General features: G+C 62.4%; 24 protein-coding genes. 11 read left to right on the plus strand and 13 right to left on the minus strand.

Translation table 11 applies throughout. The features are described 5' to 3' along the window. The first annotated feature begins 162 nt into the window (after positions 1 to 162). Positions 163 to 666, plus strand: coding sequence for a GNAT family N-acetyltransferase (locus AUR_RS08700; protein ID WP_021472985.1), 504 nt, complete (start codon positions 163 to 165; stop codon positions 664 to 666). 102 nt (positions 667 to 768) lie between these two features. Continuing rightward, entirely contained in the window at positions 769 to 1,203 is a 435-nt protein-coding gene (locus AUR_RS08705; RefSeq protein ID WP_021472984.1) for an acyl-CoA thioesterase, read from the plus strand. A 153-nt stretch (positions 1,204 to 1,356) separates the two neighbouring features. Here the strand turns inward: AUR_RS08705 and AUR_RS08710 are convergent, their stop codons facing one another. The 5 genes from AUR_RS08710 to AUR_RS08730 form a co-directional block, all read right to left on the minus strand. After that, positions 1,357 to 2,106, minus strand: coding sequence for an SDR family oxidoreductase (locus AUR_RS08710; RefSeq protein WP_021472983.1), 750 nt, complete (start codon positions 2,104 to 2,106; stop codon positions 1,357 to 1,359). A 100-nt stretch (positions 2,107 to 2,206) separates the two neighbouring features. Next, positions 2,207 to 3,547: an MFS transporter gene (locus AUR_RS08715; protein WP_021472982.1), complete on the minus strand. Its 1,341-nt coding sequence runs from the start codon at positions 3,545 to 3,547 to the stop codon at positions 2,207 to 2,209. Between the two features lie 57 nt (positions 3,548 to 3,604). Next, a complete protein-coding gene (locus AUR_RS08720) occupies positions 3,605 to 4,618 on the minus strand; it encodes a 5-oxoprolinase subunit C family protein (protein WP_062098456.1) in 1,014 nt (337 codons plus the stop codon). Then, positions 4,615 to 5,352, minus strand: coding sequence for a 5-oxoprolinase subunit B family protein (locus tag AUR_RS08725; RefSeq protein ID WP_128397115.1), 738 nt, complete (start codon positions 5,350 to 5,352; stop codon positions 4,615 to 4,617). Before AUR_RS08725 ends, AUR_RS08720 begins: the two co-directional genes overlap by 4 nt. A 1-nt stretch (position 5,353) precedes the next feature. Next, positions 5,354 to 6,142, minus strand: coding sequence for a LamB/YcsF family protein (locus AUR_RS08730; protein ID WP_206616229.1), 789 nt, complete (start codon positions 6,140 to 6,142; stop codon positions 5,354 to 5,356). 286 nt (positions 6,143 to 6,428) lie between these two features. Between AUR_RS08730 and AUR_RS08735 the strand changes: the two genes are divergently transcribed. After that, positions 6,429 to 7,373 (plus strand): LysR substrate-binding domain-containing protein, encoded by a 945-nt coding sequence (locus AUR_RS08735; protein ID WP_021472978.1) that lies wholly within the window; start codon positions 6,429 to 6,431, stop codon positions 7,371 to 7,373. A gap of 121 nt (positions 7,374 to 7,494) precedes the next feature. After that, on the plus strand, positions 7,495 to 7,716 hold the full coding sequence (locus AUR_RS08740) for a hypothetical protein (protein WP_021472977.1): 222 nt from the start codon (positions 7,495 to 7,497) through the stop codon (positions 7,714 to 7,716). A gap of 256 nt (positions 7,717 to 7,972) precedes the next feature. On the opposite strand, the gene AUR_RS08745 is transcribed toward AUR_RS08740, so the two are convergent. Continuing rightward, entirely contained in the window at positions 7,973 to 8,647 is a 675-nt protein-coding gene (locus tag AUR_RS08745) for a 4-carboxy-4-hydroxy-2-oxoadipate aldolase/oxaloacetate decarboxylase (RefSeq protein ID WP_062098463.1), read from the minus strand. A gap of 17 nt (positions 8,648 to 8,664) precedes the next feature. Beyond that, entirely contained in the window at positions 8,665 to 9,873 is a 1,209-nt protein-coding gene (locus AUR_RS08750) for an aspartate transaminase (RefSeq protein ID WP_021472975.1), read from the minus strand. Between the two features lie 287 nt (positions 9,874 to 10,160). On the opposite strand from AUR_RS08750, the gene AUR_RS08755 reads away from it, so the two are divergent. The 3 genes from AUR_RS08755 to AUR_RS08765 all read left to right on the plus strand — a co-directional run bounded on the left by AUR_RS08755 (position 10,161) and on the right by AUR_RS08765 (position 11,975). After that, positions 10,161 to 10,718: a hypothetical protein gene (locus AUR_RS08755; protein WP_021472974.1), complete on the plus strand. Its 558-nt coding sequence runs from the start codon at positions 10,161 to 10,163 to the stop codon at positions 10,716 to 10,718. Between the two features lie 45 nt (positions 10,719 to 10,763). Beyond that, positions 10,764 to 11,126, plus strand: a complete 363-nt coding sequence (locus AUR_RS08760) for a nuclear transport factor 2 family protein (RefSeq protein ID WP_021472973.1) — start codon at positions 10,764 to 10,766, stop codon at positions 11,124 to 11,126. Between the two features lie 144 nt (positions 11,127 to 11,270). Next, positions 11,271 to 11,975: an alpha/beta fold hydrolase gene (locus AUR_RS08765; protein ID WP_021472971.1), complete on the plus strand. Its 705-nt coding sequence runs from the start codon at positions 11,271 to 11,273 to the stop codon at positions 11,973 to 11,975. Positions 11,976 to 11,979: 4 nt separating this feature from the next. Here AUR_RS08765 and AUR_RS08770 read toward each other — a convergent pair whose 3' ends face one another. Further along, the gene (locus AUR_RS08770) at positions 11,980 to 12,402 is read right to left on the minus strand and encodes a hypothetical protein (RefSeq protein ID WP_031216712.1); all 423 of its coding nucleotides are present in this window, start codon (positions 12,400 to 12,402) and stop codon (positions 11,980 to 11,982) included. Between the two features lie 197 nt (positions 12,403 to 12,599). On the opposite strand from AUR_RS08770, the gene AUR_RS08775 reads away from it, so the two are divergent. From AUR_RS08775 to AUR_RS08790, 4 genes are all read left to right on the plus strand, one after another. Continuing rightward, a complete protein-coding gene (locus AUR_RS08775; RefSeq protein ID WP_021472969.1) occupies positions 12,600 to 12,788 on the plus strand; it encodes a CsbD family protein in 189 nt (62 codons plus the stop codon). A gap of 337 nt (positions 12,789 to 13,125) precedes the next feature. Then, positions 13,126 to 13,404: a GlsB/YeaQ/YmgE family stress response membrane protein gene (locus tag AUR_RS08780; protein WP_021472968.1), complete on the plus strand. Its 279-nt coding sequence runs from the start codon at positions 13,126 to 13,128 to the stop codon at positions 13,402 to 13,404. Continuing rightward, on the plus strand, positions 13,397 to 13,657 hold the full coding sequence (locus tag AUR_RS08785) for a hypothetical protein (protein ID WP_062098465.1): 261 nt from the start codon (positions 13,397 to 13,399) through the stop codon (positions 13,655 to 13,657). Before AUR_RS08780 ends, AUR_RS08785 begins: the two co-directional genes overlap by 8 nt. A 149-nt stretch (positions 13,658 to 13,806) precedes the next feature. Further along, positions 13,807 to 14,673: an AraC family transcriptional regulator gene (locus AUR_RS08790; RefSeq protein WP_062099387.1), complete on the plus strand. Its 867-nt coding sequence runs from the start codon at positions 13,807 to 13,809 to the stop codon at positions 14,671 to 14,673. On the opposite strand, the gene AUR_RS08795 is transcribed toward AUR_RS08790, so the two are convergent. The 5 genes from AUR_RS08795 to AUR_RS08815 all read right to left on the minus strand — a co-directional run bounded on the left by AUR_RS08795 (position 14,670) and on the right by AUR_RS08815 (position 20,089). After that, a complete protein-coding gene (locus AUR_RS08795; protein WP_021472965.1) occupies positions 14,670 to 15,215 on the minus strand; it encodes a cysteine hydrolase family protein in 546 nt (181 codons plus the stop codon). The genes AUR_RS08790 and AUR_RS08795 overlap by 4 nt on opposite strands. Before the next feature lie 30 nt (positions 15,216 to 15,245). Further along, a complete protein-coding gene (locus tag AUR_RS08800) occupies positions 15,246 to 16,166 on the minus strand; it encodes an SDR family oxidoreductase (protein ID WP_062098466.1) in 921 nt (306 codons plus the stop codon). 90 nt (positions 16,167 to 16,256) lie between these two features. After that, complete coding sequence (locus tag AUR_RS08805; protein ID WP_062098468.1) at positions 16,257 to 17,060, minus strand: DUF1206 domain-containing protein; 804 nt, start codon at positions 17,058 to 17,060, stop codon at positions 16,257 to 16,259. Positions 17,061 to 17,147: 87 nt separating this feature from the next. Next, positions 17,148 to 17,375, minus strand: coding sequence for a hypothetical protein (locus AUR_RS08810; RefSeq protein WP_021472962.1), 228 nt, complete (start codon positions 17,373 to 17,375; stop codon positions 17,148 to 17,150). A gap of 116 nt (positions 17,376 to 17,491) precedes the next feature. Next, complete coding sequence (locus tag AUR_RS08815) at positions 17,492 to 20,089, minus strand: GH32 C-terminal domain-containing protein (protein WP_062099388.1); 2,598 nt, start codon at positions 20,087 to 20,089, stop codon at positions 17,492 to 17,494. Position 20,090: the final 1 nt, after the last annotated feature.

Below are 20,090 nucleotides of genomic sequence, written 5' to 3' on the forward strand. Positions count from 1 at the left end.
CATTAGTTGTTGTTCTGAGCCCTCCTGGCAACCACAAATGCGAGCTACTTGGGTAGCAGCAGTTCTCCCGGAACTAACGCGGAGGAAACACCGCGGTAACCACTCCTTCCTAGGATTAAGTCGCATCACCACCTCAGCGAAACGCAGCAAAGTGAGGCACACATGCAGACTAATCCCCGGCTCAACATCCGGCAGGTTGCCTGGTCGAACCCCGTTGGCGCCGACCTTCGGGCAGCACAGCAAGCAGAATTGGATGCGCGTTTCGGAAGCACGGACCACGAGCCCGGCCCTCCGCCGTCGGAAGCCGACACCGCAGTGTTCGTGGTGGCGTACGAGAAATGTTCCGGCCAGCCCCTCGGCTGCGGTGGACTCAGGATGCTGGATGACACCACGGCCGAAATCAAGCGGCTGTATGTAGTCCCGTACGCCCGGGGATCGAGGGTTGCCAGCTCCATCCTGGCTGCATTGGAAGCGCAGGCACACTCGAGGGGATTCAGCGTCATCACGGCCGAAGCCGGTTCTGCCCAGTCGGATGGGCGAAGTTTCTATGCAAGTTCCGGTTTTGAAGAGATCCCCAACTTCGGCCCCTATGTCGGCGCGGAGGAGTCGCACTGCTATTCCAAACGGATCGACTCCCACAGCGCCTCCCACACGGCCATGGCTTGAGCCGGGGGCCCGGCCCGGCTGCCTAGCCAGACCACGCCCAAAGGAACAGCTCAGGGAACGCAACATCCAGCGTTCGATGCCGCTCTTCGATAATCTCGCTTTATGGAAAAAGCAGACATCACCTTCCGGACCCGCAAATGGGTTCGGCCCGAGGACCTCAACGCCAATGGCACGCTCTTTGGTGGCAGCCTGCTGAAGTGGATCGACGAAGAGGCCGCGATCTACGCCATTCTCCAGCTGGGCAATGGCCGGGCGGTCACCAAGTACATCTCGGAAATCAACTTTGTAAGTTCAGCTGTCCAGGGTGACCTGATCGAAATGGGCCTGACCGCCAAACGCTTCGGCCGGACCTCGCTGACCATGCGTGCTGAAGTGCGCAACATGATCACCCGCCAGAGCATCCTCACGATTGAGGAAATTGTCTTCGTCAACCTGGGACCGGACGGCCGCCCGCAGCCCCACGGCTACACCGAGATCACGTATGACCGCGACCGTATTCCCACCCACCACCTGACCAAGACCCTCGAAGAGGACTGAACCAGCCGCCGTCGAGCGTGAAGACCACTGGCTCAAACGGGTGCCGGCGGCCGCAGAAGTGCGGCCGCCGGCCTATATTTTCCGGCGACGGGAGTGAGTGCCGCCGGAACCTGTGGGGCGCCTTATGGGGGCGCCGGATGACAACGCCGGGTGTCAGCGCCGATCGAAGGTAAGGCCGCCGGGAACCTGGAAGGTTGGCATGAGTTCGAGCATGCCGACGTTGACGTGGCGCGGAGTCTCGATGGCGTAGTCCAGTGCGTTCACGATGTCGTCCGTGGTGAGCGATTCATAGCCTTCGTAGTAGGTCTTCCAGGCTTCTTCCATGGCCTCGGGAGTGCCGCCCATGTTCCGGCCGAAGATCTCGGTTTCCACCCGGCCGGGGCAGATCTCGGTGACGCGGATGCGCTTGCCCACGGTGTCGTTGCGGAGCTGGCGGGAGATCTGGTGCACCGCGGCTTTGGTGGCGTGGTAGACCGTGTGGCCGTAGAAGTTGTACACGCCGGCGATCGAGCTGATGTTGATCACGTGGCCGAGGTCGCGTTCCACCATGCCCGGCAGCACAAGTCGCGTGAGCTGGAGCAGTCCTCGCAGGTTCACGTCCACCAGTTCGTCAATGTCCTGCTCAGATGAGTCCAGGATGTTACCCGGGCGGGACACCCCGGCGCAGTTGACCAGGACATCCACGTTGAGGCCGCTGACAACGTCGGTGAGCGCGGCCGTGTCGGTCAGGTCCAGCACGTGCGGGACGGCTCCGGTGCGGTCGGCCAGTTCAGTCAGGCGGGCTTCGTTGCGGGCAACCGCGTGGACCGTCAGGCCGCGCTTGGCCAGGCGCTCGGCGATCGCCGCACCCATGCCGGTGGAAGCGCCGGTGACAAGGGCGGTGGTGTAGTCAGAAAAGGACATTGGTTCTCCAAAGGTGGGAAGGGGCGGACGCCGCCGTAGGGGCGACCGCCGAGGGGGTAGGGCCGTTTCCGGGCCCTACCCGGCGGAAAGAGGACTGCGCCTAGGCGTCGCGCAGGGGTTCGTGGGCGCGGTCCTTGACCGTGCTGACGGCGATGAGCGTGCCCAAGGCCGTGACCACTGCGTAGAAGGCCGGCATGTAGATGTTGTTCGTGCTGCTGATCAGCCACGTCATCAGCAGCGGTGCGGTGCCGCCGAACAGTGCCGAGGAAATGTTGTAACCCACGCCGTAGGCGGAGTAGCGGACCCGGGTGGGGAACAGTTCGACCAGCAGGATATGGATGACTGCGGTGTGCCCGGCAAAGATGACGGCCATAATGCAGGCACCGAGGATGGCCAGGCCCATCTCACCGGTGGCGATCAGTGCGTAGGACGGGATGCCCAGCACTGCCATGCCGATTGCCGAGCCCGCGATGACCTTCTTGCGGCCGAGCCTGTCGGACAGGGCACCCATGAACGGAATCGCGATGCAGATGACCACCAGGCTGCAGGCCGTGACGAGCAGAGCCTCGCCGATGGTGAAGTTCAACTGCTTACCCTTCAGGAACGTGGGCATGTAGGAGAAGAGGACGTAGTAGCCGGAGCCGTTCATCAGCGGAATGAAGAGGGCCAACAGCATGGCGCGGCGGTGGACCGGGCTGGCGAGGGCTTCCTTGAGGGGGTTCTTGGACAGACCGCCCTCTTCCTTGAGCTTCTCGAAGTTGGGGGTGTCGTTGATGGCCTTGCGGATGTACCAGCCGATGATGCCCATGGGGATGGCGACAAGGAAGGGGATTCGCCACGCGAAGGAACCAAAGCCGCCGCCGTCGATGGCTGCCTGGGTAAGCCACGGCGACATTGCGTAGGCAACCAGGGTGCCGGTGAGGAGTGCGGCGAATGAGGCGATCTGGGCGTATGACGTGATGACGCCGCGCTTGCCTTCAGGAGCGTGCTCAGCGAGGAAGGTCATGGCGCCGGCAGCTTCGCCGCCCACGGAGAAGCCCTGCACCAGGCGCAACAGCACCAACAAGATGGGCGCAGCGATGCCGATCGCTGCATACGGCGGCAGCAAACCAATACCGGCCGTGGCCACGCTGATCAGCATGATCACGAAGACAAGCAGCTTTTGCCTGCCGATCCTGTCCCCGAGGTAGCCGCAAACAATCGCGCCGAGCGGCCGGACGAAGAAGGACACGGCGTAGCCGGCGAACACGAACAACAGCGCATTGTCCGGGTTTCCGGGGGCGAGGAATACCAGGGCCAGTGTTCCCGCCATGAAGGCGAAAATGCCGTTGTCGTACAGTTCCACGAAGATGCCAACACAGCCTGCGGTGACAACCTTGCGGGTTTGGCGGCTGGTGAGCCGCTCACGCTGCCCGGGGGCAGCATTGGTGCTTGCGGTCATGACTTTTCCTTACTGAAATGAGCGTAGCAACGCCTTGGGGGTATTACGACAGGTTCTTTAGCTGCATGCCGCAACTGGTAGGTCCTGCCACTGGGGACGGCATCCGATGCCAAGGAGTCCGAAGACGGTGTTGACGGATTCGCGGAGGGTTTCCAGCTGTGCCCGCGAGCGTCGATGGGCGGCAGTTGCCTCCGCCACTGTGGTTTTCCGGAAGCGGACCTTGTCCCCCGGACGCGCCTGGGCCAGGACATCCAGTCCGGTGCTGGTGACCACGGCGAGCACTGGGTACCCGGCGGTCACGCCGCGCCCCCGGTGCAGGACCAGCAGTTCCTCCTGTGAAGGAACCTCGACGGCGCCAACCGGCACACCGCGGGAAAGCACCTCGCTGTTGGAGGTTCTTTCGGGAAGTTCCCCGCCAAGCCGCAGGCCGATGTGGTTGCTGCGTCCGCTGACGGTGTACTCGGAGGAGAAGAGCAGTTCGCCGGATTCACCGAACTCGGCAACGTCCGGCCCGTCGGTCACGTCGACCGCCAAGTCTGACCCCATGCCGGGCTTTTCAAGACCCAACCTGAAGAGGGGAAGGTCGAAGTAGGGCTGGCGGATGGGGCGTACGCTCTGCAGGGCAGCCAGGCTGCTCCCCTCTTTCAACTGCAGGCCGAAACCGACCACGGTATCCGGTGCCGCGCTCCCGAGCAGGGTTTCCGCCTCGACCGAGCCGTGGATCGCCATGTACGCCCGGAGGCCCCGATGGATTCCGCGGATGGAAACCGATTCGCCGGCGAGGACCGAAACGGGTTCCCATTGGCTCGCGGGTCGGCCGCCGACGGTCAGTGTCAGGGGCGCGCCCGTGACGGCGATCAACAGATCCGTGGTGGCCCTCATGCGGAAGTCCAATGCGGTGATCTCGATCAACGGCGCGTTATCAAGGTTTCCGGCCAGAATGTTGGCAGCACGGGCCGAGTACTGGTCCAAAGCGCCGTTGACCGGCAGGCCATAGCGGGGACCGCGTGTCCGGCCGAGGTCCGTGACAACGGAATTGCCCGGTTGCTGGATGAGAATCTCACCGCTCATGGCTGTGCCTCCCGTGCCAGCGGTTGCAGTTCCTGGCCGGCAAGGAGGGAAAACTCCTCGATGCCGATGCGGCGAAAGCGCAAGACGTCGCCAGGGGTGTAGGGAACCATGGGCTCACGGCGGATGTTGAGGACTGACAGAGGAGTTTGGCCGATGACGCACCAGCCGCCAGGGGCGACCGCTGGAGCGATGACCGCTTGACGGCCGGCAACTGAGACAGCGCCTGCAGGTACGCTCAGCCGGGGATCCTTCAAACGGGGAACCGGCTTAGGGAAAGCCGGACCGTCCATCATGGGGGAACCTGCGGGCGCTCCCAAGCAGCGGATGGTGTAGGTCTTTTCGATGTGGAGCCGGATGACGTCCTCCGTGGAGATGCCCTGATGCTCGGCAACCTTCTCCAGGTCCGGGCCGAACTCACCGCCGTAAACCACGGGAACATCGAATTCCCGCGGGGCCGCAGTGGACCCGGCAGCGCGTGCCAGTTCACCCAGGCCGAGCCTGACGAAGGCGCGCATCTGGCCAGCTGTTACCATCACGGGATCGAACTCCACCAGGACGGAATCATAGGTGGGCACGGCGGCACGCAGCCCTTCCGCTCCGCAGTCTTCCAGCCAGTCAGCGAGGCGGTGGACGGTCAGCCAGTTGTCGTCGCTGGTTCCGGAAATCGCCACTACACGGAGCGCGGAGTCCCCTGATTCGTAGATCTCCGTGGGAGCCACCGTCAGTACCGGCATGTCAGGCTGCCTTCCGCTTGGCGTCCATGACCTCAGCCAAGGGAGCAATTTGGACACCGGCTGCGACGAGCTCGGAACGAATCAAGCGGGCAAGTTCAACGGCGCCGGGGTTGTCGCCGTGCAGGAGGACGGTGTCAACGTTGATGTCCATGTCCACACCGCTGGCGCAGCGAAGCTTGCCTTCAACCACCATGCGAATGGTTCGATCAACAATCTCGCTGGGGTCGTGGAGTACCGCGCCGGGCTGGCTGCGGGGAACCAGCGTCCCGTCTTCCTGGTATGCGCGATCCACGATGCCGACGATCGCCACGTCCAGGCCGGCCGAACGTGCAGCTGATGCCAGTTCACCTTCCTGGGCAACCACAATCAATTCCTTGTCCACTTGGGCTGCAGCCTCTGCCACGGCCGATGCATAGTCGGCACGGACAGCCACGAGGTTCCCCAGACGGCCGTGTGGTGCGATGTGGGTGACTTTGGTTCCGTTGAAAGCGGCAAACCCGCTCAAGGCACCCAATTGGTAGAGGACATCGTTCTGGACTTCGTGGGCGCTGAGGCCCATGTCCCTGCGGCCAAAACCCCTCAGGTCGGGAAAGCTGGGGTGCGCACCGATACCCACCCCGCGGCGGACGCATTCAGCAACGGTGGCTGCCATGATGTCAGGATCACCGGCATGGAACCCGCAAGCGATGTTGGCGCTTGAAACGATCTCCAGAAGTTCGGAATCGTCGCCAACGGTGTACGCGCCAAATCCTTCTCCGAGATCCGCAACAAGATCAATCATCGGGTTCACGTGCTTCTCTTTCCGTGGGTATAACTTATGAATTTCCGAAAAAGGACAAAACCCATAAGGACTCATATTGCATTTCCGGGGAGCGTGGCTGACTTTCGGGTAATCCGAAACCTTCGCCAGAAGTTCTACCAAAAGTCTCGCACCCAGCCACAGCCCCGCACAAAGACCTAATAGCTATCCCGTAATAGCTCTGCGTTATGACGTGTAACACCCGGTCCTGTGACGCGGCTCCCGGCAGTTGCCGGCGCGGGTGTGGATATATTTGAACGACCAGAAAGGTGGATCCATGGACACGCGGAAGCTCTCATACTTCGTCCAGATTGTTGACTCGGGGAGCATCACCAAGGCTGCGGCGGCCCTCCATGTAGCCCAGCCGGCCCTCAGCCAGCAGGTATCGTCCCTCGAGAATGAGCTGAAGCAGCGCCTGCTGATCCGCAGCAAACAGGGCGTGCAGCCGACCGCCGCGGGCCATACCCTGTACCGCCATGCGCAGTCCATCCTTCGCCTGGTGGAACAGGCGCGGCAAGATGTGGCTACATCGGGCGCAGCTCCCTCAGGCCGGGTGTCCATCGCGATCGCCCCCTACAGCATGGCGTCCAGCCTGACTCCCCGGATCATCAGCGAGGTCAGCCGCCGGTACCCGGACATCGTGGTTCACCTGACCGAAATCTTCGGTGGTGTCCTGAGCGAAGCCATTAAGAACGGGCGCCTGGACATGGCGTTGATCTACGAACCGGGCAAGATCCGCGGCGTCCAGTTCACCACCATGATCGTCGAGGACCTCCATCTGGTGGTGCATCCGGATGTGGACGTCAGCCAGGGCCGGGACACCGTGACGCTAGCAGAGGCGAGCACTGTGGGGCTCTTTCTCCCGGAGAAGAACCACACCCTTCGTCAACTGATCGAGAAGGGCCTGGCTGAACAGGACCTGCCGTTGAAGCTGGTGGGAGAGGTTGAATCCGTTCCGTCGTTGACGAGGCTCATCCAAGCCAATTTGGGAGGCACAGTCCTGCCGAAGTCTGCTGCCGATGCGCTCTTCCCCGATCAGGACTTCCAAGTGCTGCGCATCGTGGAGCCGGCCTTGCAGAGCAAGATCGCGCTGTGCACACCGGACCACGAGCCCCTGTCCGAGGCCGCCTCCGCAGTGCTGCTGGTAGTCAAGGAAATGCTCCACCAACAGCTGATCTCCAAGTACGGGACAGACCCCGTCCAACTGCCCGGGCATCCATAAAAAAGCCTTATCCAGCCAGACATCTTTGGTCTTATTCAAATCCGTTTCAAGTTCCTAACATCGAATTAAGAACAAATTCGATACCAGCCCGGGCTACCGGGCACATTCAAAGGATAAAACGGTGAAAAAGATCAGCACCCTGGGATGGGTATCCAATCCAACGCACGGAGCAGCCACAGCCCGCACCGGATTCCACTGCCCTCGAAATGGTTTCTGGCGCCCGGTGGGCGGAATCGGTGAACCTCTGTTTGTCTTTGAGGGCAGCCTGATGCCCCCGCACGGCGGCAACAGCATCGAATGGCACCTTGTGGACACCCGTCCCGGCCACTCCGGACTCGACTAGAGCCCAGGCGGCCGGCACGCAGGGCTCAGACGGCAGGCAACTACGGCGCCACGACCCGCAACTATGCGGGCGGGCGCCTTTCTGCTGCCCGGCACGCAGGGCACGCAAGCCAACCACCCGCCGTCGGTACGCCGCGCACCCAAACCGGCCGCCCGCCGTCGTACATCCAACGACGAAAGGACCGGCCGCTTCCAAGGAATGCGGCCGGTCCGTTGCGCTGAGGCGACCAGTGCTGTGGCGACTAGCGCTGAGGTGACTAGTCCTCCACCAGAAGGCCCTTCTGCTTGAGCTTCTCGGTGAGACCGCAGAGCTCAATGGTGTTGCCGCCGTCGTGGTAAAGCTTGATGAGCTCACGCTCGTGGTCATCACGGGCCTGGGACAGGGCGATGACTTCCTCGGCCTCTTCCCGGCGGACCACCACCACGCCGTCGGCGTCACCGCGCAGGATGTCGCCGGGGTAAATGATTTCGTCACCGAAAACCAGCGGGTGGTTGATGGGACCGAGCGTCTCCTTCACGGTGCCCTTGATGCAGACGCTGCCGGAGAACACCGGCAAACCAAGTTCGATCAGGTCATGGGTGTCACGGACGCCGGAGTCGGTGACCATGGCCGCGATGCCCTTGGCCTTCATGGCATTGCCAAGCACATCACCGAACGTGCCCGCCTCGGCCATCTCCTGCGCGCCGACCAGCACAACGTCCCCTGCCTGGGCGTAGTGGATGGCCACTTGCAGCATCAGGTTGTCCTGCGGAGCGCACGCGACAGTGACGGCCGGGCCGCAGAAGGACATGGAGCGGTCGATCGGTTTGATGCGGGAGCTCAGCGCACCGCGGCGGCCCTGTGCCTCGTGGATGGTCGCCGACGAGAACTTGGCCAGGCGGGCTACGACGTCCGCTTCGGGACGCTCGAACTTGGTTTTGACGTGGATCATGGTGTGTTCCTTAGTTTCTAGTTCAGTGCGTTCACGGCGTCGCGGATGGAGTCCACGCCCGCGTTGATGGTCTCCAGCGAGGTGGCGAAGGAGATCCGGAAGTAGGGGCCCAGGCCGTAAGACGAGCCTTGGATCACCGCCACGCGCGCGGCGTCCAGCAGGTAGAGGGTGAAGTCCTGGTCGTTGGCGATCACGCGGCCGTCAGGGGCGGTCTTGCCGATCACCCCGGCGCAGTTCACGTAGGCGTAGAAAGCGCCCTCCGCGGGAGCGACGGACAAGCCGTTGATGGCATTCAAACCCTCGACGGCGGCATCGCGGCGTTTGCGGTAGACCTCCACGCTGTCCCGGACGAAGGACTGGTCCCCGTTCAATGCGGCGGCCGCGGCCGCCTGGCTGATGGACGACGGGCAGGAAGAGGTCTGCGACTGGAGTTTGTTCATCGCTGCGATCAGCGGCGCAGGGCCAACACCGTAGCCGAGGCGCCAGCCGGTCATGGCATAGGCCTTGGAAACGCCGTTCACCAGCAGGATGCGGTCTTTCAAAGCCGGCGCAGCCGTGACCAGGCTGGTGACCCGGCCTTGACCGAAGTAGACCTCATCGTAGATCTCGTCGGTGAGGACGAAGACGTGCGGGTTCTCTTCGAGGACCGCGCCGATGGCCTGGAGTTCCTCACGGGAGTAGACAGCGCCGGTCGGGTTGGACGGAGCGTTGAGGATGAGCCACTTGGTCTTGGGCGTGATTGCCTTGGCGAGCGCCCCCGGAGTGAGCTTGAAGCCTTCTTCCTCCGTGGTCTCGACGATGACCGGGGTGCCGTCGTTGGCAAGGACCATATCCGGGTAGGACACCCAGTACGGCGCCGGGACGATGACCTCGTCACCCGCGTTGAGGGAAGCCATCAGCGCGACATACAGAACCTGCTTGGCGCCGCCACCGATCGTCAGCTGGTTGGCCCCGTACGAGTGGCTGGTGTCCCGCTCGATTTTGCCGAGGATCGCCGCCTGCAATTCGGGGGTGCCGGTAACCGAGGTGTACTTGGTTTCGCCCCTGTTGATGGCTTCAACGGCGGCAGCCTTGATGTGGTCCGGGGTGTCGAAATCCGGCTCACCTACCGTGAGGTCGATGATCTGGACGCCTTCGGCTTTCAGTTCGCGCACACGGGCGGCCGCAGCGACGCTGGCTGAGGCCTTGATGCGGGTAACCCTCGACGCCGGCAGGAACTCGGACATGTCTCCTCCAGGAATGTGGAACTCAGGACGCGCGGATTCGCGTATCTCCTGTTTCGAGACTAGGTACTCGCGGGGTTCTCTGGATAAGACCTAATGTGCGTGGATTCATAAGGGGGACTTATGACGGTCTCCTCGAAGACGCGTGTTTCGGTGCCTGTTCCGGCGGTACGGGCTTCTTCCATGCGCTTTGCTTATGGGTTCACTTGGTATTGGTATTTCCGCGCACCCAGCATCCCTGCCTACATTCGACAGGTCACCGGAGCCCACCCGTCGCAAGGAGAACCCTCATGCCGACCCCGACCATGGCCGGACAGCCGCGCCGCGCCGACCAGCAGGTCAAAGGCCGTTCAGCAACGGGACGGTACACGTACCGCGCAGGCTCCCCCGCGCGAACATCGTCGAACGCCAATGCCGGGCACGCCAAACTGGTTCACGCACTCGGAGTCCACCGCCAGCTCCTCTCCCACGCCGCCAGTTCCATCAGGACACTGACCTCTGCAAGGAATGAGTTGATTGCCCAGGCCGTGGAGGACGGAATATCAATTGCCACTATTGCTGCGGTCATCAGGGAGAACGCCAGGTCTGTCCGTACCATCGCTTTGGCCTATGACGACCTCCACCTGAGCGGGGTCCCCCGCAAACTACAGCTGGAAGCCTTGAAGGCAAAGAACGACGCCCTCAAGGAAGCCGAGCGGCACCGGGACGTTATCCTGGAACGCCGGGAAGCACTGATCTCCATCGCCCTGCGCACCCAGGCCTGCGACGAGTTGGAGCTTGCGTCCCTGACAGGCCTGACGCCGGACCACATTCGCCGTTCCGGCCGCAGCGTAGGACGCCCTGCCTGACCCGGAGGCGTTGAACACCGGGCGTGCGGCGGGTAGAACGGATGAATGAGCGACGTGAATTCATGGATGGACCTGTACCTACGTGCCTGGAGCTCCAACGAGCCCGATGACATCCGGGCCCTTTTCACCGAGGACGCCATCTACAACACCCGCCCGCACGACACCAGCGCCTGGCGGGGACATGATGCGATCGTCAGGGAATGGTCCGGCGACTCATCTGACAAGCCCGAAGACTGGACCTTCGAATGGACGCTCCTTGGCCGCGACGGAGACACCGCCTTCGTCCAAGGCGTCACCACCTACCTCAACGGCGACCCGACCTACGACAACCTGTGGGTCCTCCGTTTCGCCAAGGACGGAAGGGTCCGCGAGTTCACGGAGTGGTACATGGCACGCAAATCCGGCTAGCTAGACGCGCAGGTGCAGATTTTGCTGCATCATTCGCATGGTCATTGTTGAAACCGCGTCAAACACGGGGCCGCTTTCCGCGGGAACGAGGATGATCCAGCAAAAAGTGTTCATCTTGGGCGCAGCCTCCCGTAGGGTACCGGCATGGACATCATCCTGGTTCCCGGTTTCTGGTTGGACGCATCGTCGTGGGATGAGGTGATCCCCGCCCTCGAGGACGCCGGCCACACCGTCCACGCCCTCACGCTTCCTGGCTTGGAATCGGCCGATGCACCTCGCGCGAACATCGGCCTGCGGACCCACATCGACGCCGTCATCCGGACCGTAGACTCCCTGGACGGCAAGGTGGTCCTGGTGGGGCACTCCGGGGGCGGCGCCATCATCCACGCCGTGGTGGACGCAAGGCCCGACCGTGTTGCCCGCGCAATCTACGTGGACAGCGGGCCTCTGGGCGAAGGCGGAGTCATCAACGACGACTTGCCTGCCGAAGGCGACGACATTCCGCTCCCGCCCTGGGAAGGGTTCGAAGAAGCTGACTTGACCGATCTGGACGAAGACCTCCGTACAGCGTTCCGGGCGCGCGCCATTCCCCAACCAAAGGGGGTCGCAATCGAACAGCAGCACCTGCATGACGTGCGTCGTTACGAGGTTCCTGCCACGGTCATCGCCTGCGAGTTTCCATCATCCCTTCTCAACGAGATGATGGATGCAGGGCATCCGTTCACGGAGGAGCTCGCCCGCATAAAGCACGTGGAACTCATCGACCTGCCCACCGGGCACTGGCCCCAATTCACCAAGCCGGCCGAACTGGGGAAGGCGATCCTCACAGCGGTTGAGCGGGCAGCCTAAGCGATCAGGGCTTCGGCCGGGTGTTGGTTGCAGGTCCCTCGGGTGCTGCGCCGCCTTCGTCCGTCCAGTCGCTTCCGGTGGTGTCATCGAGCGCTGGATCGGAGACGACGTCACCTTTGACCGTTGACGTCGTAGCAGGACGGTCCTCCGCACCGTTTGCTTCGTCACCCTTTCCGTCCCGGGTGCCGGGCAGGAAGGCCTCGGCCTTTTCCACCAGTTTCTTTCCCGTCGCGTAGAGGTTGTCCACGATCTCCGGAACAGATTCTTGGACCGTCTCGGCCACATGGTGCACGTTTTCCTGGACCTCGGGGTTCTTCAGTACCTTCTCCGAACCGCCACGAAGGCGACGGTACACCTCCGGCCAGGACTTTGATCCCCAGATGTACCCCACCGCGACACCAGCGGCGAACATTACTTTCCCTTTCATGGGACCACTCCTTTCGACGTGCAATTTCCTATGACACTAGCGGGTGTATATCTGCAGTGTCACGCCGGTTTCCGTTGCAGAACCCGGGGAGTGGAGTTAATGGCCATTTGCTGAATTGAAACATTCGACTAAACTTTGTTGCCAACCAGCGGAATCACCGCAGGCAATGAAACATCGCAACCCGAGGAGTTAAAACCATGGGACTGGATGACAAGATCAAGAACGCCGCCGAAAACCTGGGGGGCAAGGCCAAGGAAAAGACCGGCGAGGCAACCGGAGACCGGGACCTCCAGGCCGAGGGTGCAGGCGACCAGGCCTCTGCCAACATCAAGCAGGCGGGCGAGAAGTTGAAGGACGCGGCCAGGGACGCCTTCGGCAAGAAATAGGCTGTCACACCCCGGGAACCGGGGCTTCACAGTCCACTGCCGGACCGCAGAGACCATGCACCACGGGGCTTCGCAACAAAATAGTCAGGTTACTTGCTGTTTTTTCCGGGAGCGGCTAGCGTTGCAAGTGTAGTCCCGTGGTGGACCAGTCGACAGGAGTGCTCTTTGGTTGGGTTTCTAGATTTACAGTAATTCTCACGCCACTCCATTCCCCCATATGTCCGGGGTGAGAAGGAGGCAATTCTTCCACGCCCGGATGTTTGATTTCCCGACCCGATGAACTGAACCGCTTCGCAGAGTTCATGGAATCTCCATCAACAAGAAAGTAGGAGCAAAAATGGGTTTCTTTGGTTTTCTTCTCCTAGGCCTTTTGGCAGGCGCAATTGCCAAGCTTATTCTTCCCGGACGCCAAGGCGGCGGCTGGCTGGTGACCCTCCTCTTGGGCGTAGTTGGCGCCCTGTTGGGCGGCTGGATCGGCGGCCTGATCTTCGGTGAGGGACTCACCGAATTCTTCGCCATCCGCACATGGCTTCTGGCTATCGGCGGCTCGATCCTCGTGCTGCTGGTCTACGGCCTGGTAACCGGACGTCGCACGCACCGGACGCACCATGGCTAACGGAACCACACCGAGCTCCGACCCGGAAGACATGGAAGGCCAGTACTCGGAGGGTAACTACGGGGACGCGGGAGCATCACCCGAAGCCCTCAAAGAGGACGCCGGCGGCGACTACACGGCTGGTGATTACGCGGAAAAGACCGTCCCGTCTGCGGATGCGGAGCTTGACGAGCGGAACACCGAAGACACCCCGGAGGATCGCCCCTTCTCCTCCGAGCCGGATGACGAAGCTGCAGGCACGGGTCACCCCTAGCGCTGCCCCTGACAAAAACTGAATAAGCAAGAACCCGGACGCACCAGGGGAGCGTCCGGGTTCTTGCTGTGCCTGACATTTTCGGGCACGGATAGTCGGGACGGAGCCCCAACCGGCGCCGTAGGGTGATTTTCGGAATGGAGGATCCCATGCACGAATGGAACAGGGCTATCGAGCTCATCGAGCAGGACTTGGCTGCCGCCGTCGATATGAAGGCTGTGGCGAGGACCGCCCTCACATCCGAGTATCACTTCAGGCGGATGTTCGCGTCCTTGGCCGGGATGCCCGTCTCGGAATACGTGCGCCGACGGCGCCTGACTGCTGCCACCGCTGAAATCATCGCGGGCGCCGGTGTGCTCGATGTTGCCGTCCGGTACGGTTACGGATCCGCCGAGGCATTCAGCCGCGCCTTCAAGGCGTACCACGGGTTGACGCCTTCGGACGCCCGGCGTCCCAACGCCGTCCTCCGTTCCCAACCTCAATTGAGGTTCCACCTCCGTATCGAAGGGAACATAGACATGAAGCACCGCATAGTGAACAAAGCCGCTTTCCGGCTGGTCGGCCGGAAGACCAGGGTTCCGCTCGTCCATGAAGGGCCCAATCCGGCCATCATTGAATTCCAGCGCAGCATCGACCCTGCCGTCACCAAGCGTCTGCTGGAACTGGTGGACACTGAGCCGACAGGCCCGGTCTCCGTGACAGTCAACATCGAGGAGTCCCGCAGCGAAGGCAGTGAACTGGACTATTGGCATGCCGTGGCCACCACGGGGCCGGCACCCGAGGGGTTTGACGTCCTCGAGGTACCGGCCGGGCAGTGGGTTGTTTTCGAAACCGAGGGAAAATTTCCCGAAGTCCTGCAGCGCATGTGGGCCGACGCAGCAACGGAATGGTTCCCTGCCAACCCGTACCGATGGGCCCCGGGTCCGGAGCTCTTGAGCGTCAAGGCCCAGCCCGGCGGTACCCATGGCAGCGGGCAGTTGTGGATCCCCGTGGAACCGGAAGGGCAGCCCGCCTAGAACAACGCGAGGACTTCCTCCAAGGGAAGCACCCGCTGCCTGTACTCCCGCGTGAGAATCCGCAACACGGCTTCGGCGGCTTCGGCGTTCTCCGTGGCGATGGCATCTGCGGCATAGATGACGCGGATGTTGTGGGCAAAGGCGTCGGCCGCCGTCTGCGCGATGCAGTTATGCGCGGAAACTCCCGCCAGGACCACGGTGTCCACCTCCCAGTTCCGCAGGCGCATCCACAGGTCTGTTCCCATGAAGGCGCTGTCGCGGGTCTTGACCATCTGGGGGAAGTCGGTTGTGAGCAGGCCGGGAACAAACTCGGCCTGCTCACTGCCCCGGAAAATAAAGCCCTGATCGTCATCGAGCATGTTCAGGCTCCACGTCGATTTGTCCCGCTCATGCTCGGTTCCAATGAGGAGAACCTTGGCTCCCGCCTCCCGCGCCCCGCTGGTCAGTGAGTTACAGGCAGCCACAACTTCCTCGCGTCTCTGCTTGAGGGCAGGGTCCTCGAAGAAGGCGTTTTGCATGTCAATTACCAGAACAGCGATCATCAGCGCAGTGGCACCTCTCTTGTCGTGGAGTTAAAGGCCCTTGCCGCCCGTGACGGGAAGCACGGCACCTGAAATGTAGGAACCCTCGTCGGAAGCGAGCAGAACGTATGCCGGGGCAAGCTCAGCGGGTTGGCCCGCGCGGCCCAGCGGGGTGTCCTGCCCGAACGACGGGAGCTTGTCCGGCCACTCGGTCGCCGGGATCAAAGGCGTCCAGATGGGACCCGGGGCAACAGCGTTGACGCGGATTCCCTTGGGGCCGAGTTCCTGTGCCATCGCTTTGGTGAAGGCCACCTGCGCCGCCTTGGTCATGGCGTAGTCCACCAGCTGAGCAGACGGGTTAAAGGCCTGGATGGAGGCGGTGACGATGATCGAGTCCCCCGGACGCAGATGCGGAATGGCCGCCTGCGCGGTCCACATCAGGGAGTAAAGGTTGGTCTTGAAGACCCTGTCGAACTCCTCCGTCGGTATGGTCTCAAGCCCCTCGCGGTTCTTCTGGTAGGCCGCGTTAAGGACCACGATGTTGAGCACGCCGAATTCCTGGACTGTACGTTCCACGATCTCGGTTGCGAATCCTTCGTCACGCGAATCTCCGGGGAGCAGGAGTGCCCGCGCGCCGCACTCACGGATCCATTCCGCCGTCGAACGCGCATCTTCTTCCTCTTCCGGAAGGTAACTGATGGCGACGTTGGCACCCTCTCGCGCGTAGGCGATGGCCACCGCCGCGCCAATGCCGGAATCGCCGCCGGTGATCAACGCCGTCTTGCCTTCAAGCCGGCCGTGGCCGACGTAGCTGGACTCACCGTGATCGGGCTGGGGCTCCAGGGGTTTGGTGAGGCCCGGTTGCTTCTGCTCCTGCTGCGGAAACTCCCCGGAGTGATACCCGCTGCGAGGGTCCTTCGGCGGAGCCGTGAGCTTGTGGTTTCCCTGCTGTTCCGGATCGCTTTGTGTCATGGTCCTGCCCCTTCAGAATCGGTTCACTGGTGCGCGACGCTTCACGTCCCACCCGGCTTGTACCCAGGGTGCCGCACTATGAAACTGCGGCTAGGTCCTCATGGTCTTTGCCTTGACCATGAGGAACAGGCCATACGCAATCAGGCCCGCGGCCACGGCGGCAAGGAGGTACGGTCCGTAGGGCTGTTCCTTGAGGGCCTTAAGGCTGCCGTCCAACCCCGTTGACTGCTCGGGCCGGGCGGTAACAGTAGCGATGACCACAAGCAGCCCCACAAGAAGGAGCGCGAATCCCTTGGCGACGTATCCCACCGTTCCCACGGCTACTTGGAATTTCCGTGGTCCTTCGTGCGGCGAAAGGACGAGGTCCTTCTTGAACGACCTCGTGAAACCGCGCACCGCGAACACAATGCCGGTGATCATGACGCCGGCTCCCGCAGCTATCAGAAACGCGACGCCCCAGGGAGATTGCATGAGGGTGGCGGTGAGGTCACTGCTGGATTGACGGCTGTTGCGCGCCTGCCCAACGACGAAGGACATGATGGTCACGGCCACAAAAGCGAAGACCGCCGCTTGGCCTGCCTCGGAAAGGCGCTTGGAGAGCTTGGGATGGGACTGGTTGCGGTGGCCGAAGATAGCGTTGGACAACTGCCATAGAGCCAGGGCCGCGCAGGCAGCGAAACAGACCCAGAGCAGCAACGGGCCGAAGGGTTGGGCGGCCAATTCGGCGATGGCACCGGAAACATCCGCTTCGCCGCTGCTTCCAAAGGCCAAGCGCGCGGCGATGACACCGATCAGCACGTGAAGCAACCCGCTCACAGCGAATCCGGACCGCGCCGCAATTTCAAAGGGCCGCGAGTTCGAGGCTTCCTCGGCTGCGTCTGCGGCCTTCCGCATCTCTTCTTTGATGACAAGCCTCCTGATGACTTATGACTTGAACACCATGGTGCCACCGGAAGCGTGCCGGGGCCACGTGAGTGGTGGCTAGTAGCCGCAGACCGACTGGGGCCAAATGCTCCGGAGGCCGACGCCCAGGGGATTGAACTGCTCGCGGATCGAGGTGACTGCGCGGTCTTGACCGTCCACTGGGGCGTGCGTTCCGCCGGCAAGCTGTGCGGCATCCGTGCTTGATGAAGTGACGGTGATCTGGTCGGGCATTTCGGCAGTCCTTCCGGCAGGTTCCGCCAGCTCCTCGGCTGACACTTCAACCATCGGACGGGGTCCTCAAGAACGACGCCGGGTCATCTCAAGATTCGCTCAAGATCGTGGAAGGCCCGACGGCGACCGGCCGCCTGGGTGCGCGGCCGCCGTCGAGCCTCACTCACCGGCTACCACATCGCGTTGTGAAGCGGCGTGACGGTGAGGCTTTCGAGCCGGGCAGTCCCTCCCTCCGAAAACAGGGACAATGTGTTCGCGCCCGCTGCCGGAAACACTTGGTCGGTCAGCGTAGCCAGACCGTCCTGCGCGAAGACCTCCACGGATGCCCTGTCCACATAGAGCCGCAGCCGAAGCCTGCCGTTGATCAGCTGGACGGGTACGTCATCCACAGAGGCGAAGGCCGGATGGAAACCTTCGTTGCCGGAGGCCGTCCTGTCGATGAAAACGCGACCCGAACTTGTTGCGTAACCAACCTTGGTGGCCTCAGTTGAATTACCCAGGACCTTCAGCCCGAACGCCGATGCCGTCCCCGGGGAGAACTCCGCATCCACCTGCACCACGTCCCCTGAAACGGGAAGGGTGCTGGTCCCCGGAGCGATGTCCTGCGCGGATGCGGTGTAGGCGGCACCTGTGTTCCTTAACGCGTCCACCTCCTGGACCACCTTCTGCGTGAGTCGCGGTCCCTGGGCGGTTTGGGTGAGCTGGACTTCGCGGGGCAACGCCATGGTTCCCCGCCACGTGCTTGTTGGCGTGGACTGCCCGTAGTCCCAGTTGTTCATCCAGCCCACCATGATCCGTTTGCCGTCGGGGGCGTTACTGAAGGAAACGGCTGCGTAGTAGTCCCGGCCCCAGTCCAACCAGTCGTGCTGTTCCGGCCGCGTGATGTCAGAGGCTACGAACTCGTCCGCGAGGATGTGGCCCCAACCGCCACGGTTGTTGTCGACGATCCGGATGGTTGCCTCGCTTCCTTTGTAGGCGCTGACGTCCCAGGCCTTCCATTCCAGATGTTCGGAATTGGAACCGGTGGTGGTTCGAACGGCCTGTCCGTTGACCATGAGATTTACGGTGGTTTCACTGCTTCGCGGTTTTGCCGGCTCCGAACCGAGGACCATGTTGTCCAACGTCAGGTGGCCCCATGCCCCTGTGGCGTTGTCCACAATCCGGATGCGGGCTATTTGACCGTAGTACGGGGTTACATCCCAGTTCTTCCAGTTCATGTCACCCGAATTGCTGCCCGTGGTGCTTCGCACGGGCACGCCGTTGACCAGGAGTTCCACTTGGAGTTGGCCGTCCGTCCGGTTGCCGCCGCCCAGGAGGAACCCGATATTGGTGTTGGTGAGGTAGAACTCCGGGGACGTGATTGTTCCGGTGTTGTTGTCAGCGTTGGGGCCGCCCTCGAATGTGTTGATGCGTTTGCCGATCGCGTACTCACCGCCAACGGTTGACGGGTTTCTGGCTGCCTCAAAGTCTCCGGTCAGCTGCCAACCGGCCGCACTCAGGGTTCCCGGGTAATCGAAGCCGTCGAACAGGAGGTACCCGGGGGGTGGCGTGTTGCCGGGTTGCTCCCCTGCCTGCCGCGGGTGGTTTCCGCCACCGGCAAGGAAGTTGATGTAGTCCTTGCTGATCGTGAACGGATCGGATTCCAAGGTGCCTGTTGGGACATCTCCCCCGTTGAAGCCGTTCACCAGGCCGGCACCGATCGACCCGGTAACTGCCTGCTGACCCGTCAGAGTTCCGCTGGGCGGGGCTGTCCCCCACGGACCCCCGGGATTGGCGGGATCGTTGCTCACGTTCCATCCGCTGTAGCTTCCTCCGTTGAACCCCGCGAGCAGGGTTCCCGGTGGGGCCGCATCCACTGGATCAGTGGTTTCGGAGGTGAATGTTGTGCCGTCGAAGCTGCCTACGAAGTACTGACCCCCGCTGCCACCAGCCACGGATCCCGGGTTGATGTTGACCACCAGCACCCACTTGATGTTGTTCGGGTTCCCATCCACCGCGAGAGGGAAGAGGTCCGGGCACTCCCACTGCCCACCCGTCGCGTTGGCTGGTTCGAAGTCATCCAAGTACGTCCAGCTCTTAAGGTCTGTGCTCTTGTAGAACAAAACCCTGTGCTCGTTGGCTTCCACGGCGGACATCACCCAGTACGAGCCGGCTGCCCCTTGGTACCAGAACACTTTGGGGTCCCGGAAGTCCGTGGTGTTCCTGTTGAGGACAGGATTGCCCGAGTATTTGGTCCAGGTTTGGCCGCTGTCCGTGCTGTAGGCCAGGGACTGGGCCTGCTTGCCGGCCAGCGTGGGGTGGTTGCCGGTGAAGTTGCTGGTGTACACAGCCACCATCGGCGGATTCTGCAACGTCCCGAATCCACTGGTGTTCTGTGAATCAACCACGATTGAACCGGAAAAGATGTCCTCCGTAGCCTGTCCGCTGCCGTTGAAGGTTTGCGGGATTGCGAGTGGCTGCTCGGTCCAGTGCAGCAAATCCGTGGACGTCGCGTGCCCCCAACTCATGTTGCCCCACGTGGTTCCGTAAGGGTTGTACTGGTAGTACATGTGGTAGGTGCCGTTGTAGTAGACCAACCCGTTGGGATCGTTCATCCAGTTCTTGACCGGTGTGTAGTGCAAATAGGGACGGTACTGCTGGGTGGCGGGGTCGGGATCGCTGGCATGCGCCGGGGCGGGCGCGGCAGTCGCGGCCACCACCAAGGTGAATGAAGCAACGACGGCGGCCGCCGCCAACGCCGGCAGTCCACGTTTGGTGCGTCTTGTCATC

It is taken from the genome of Paenarthrobacter ureafaciens, from assembly GCF_004028095.1.
Taxonomy (GTDB): domain Bacteria; phylum Actinomycetota; class Actinomycetes; order Actinomycetales; family Micrococcaceae; genus Arthrobacter; species Arthrobacter ureafaciens.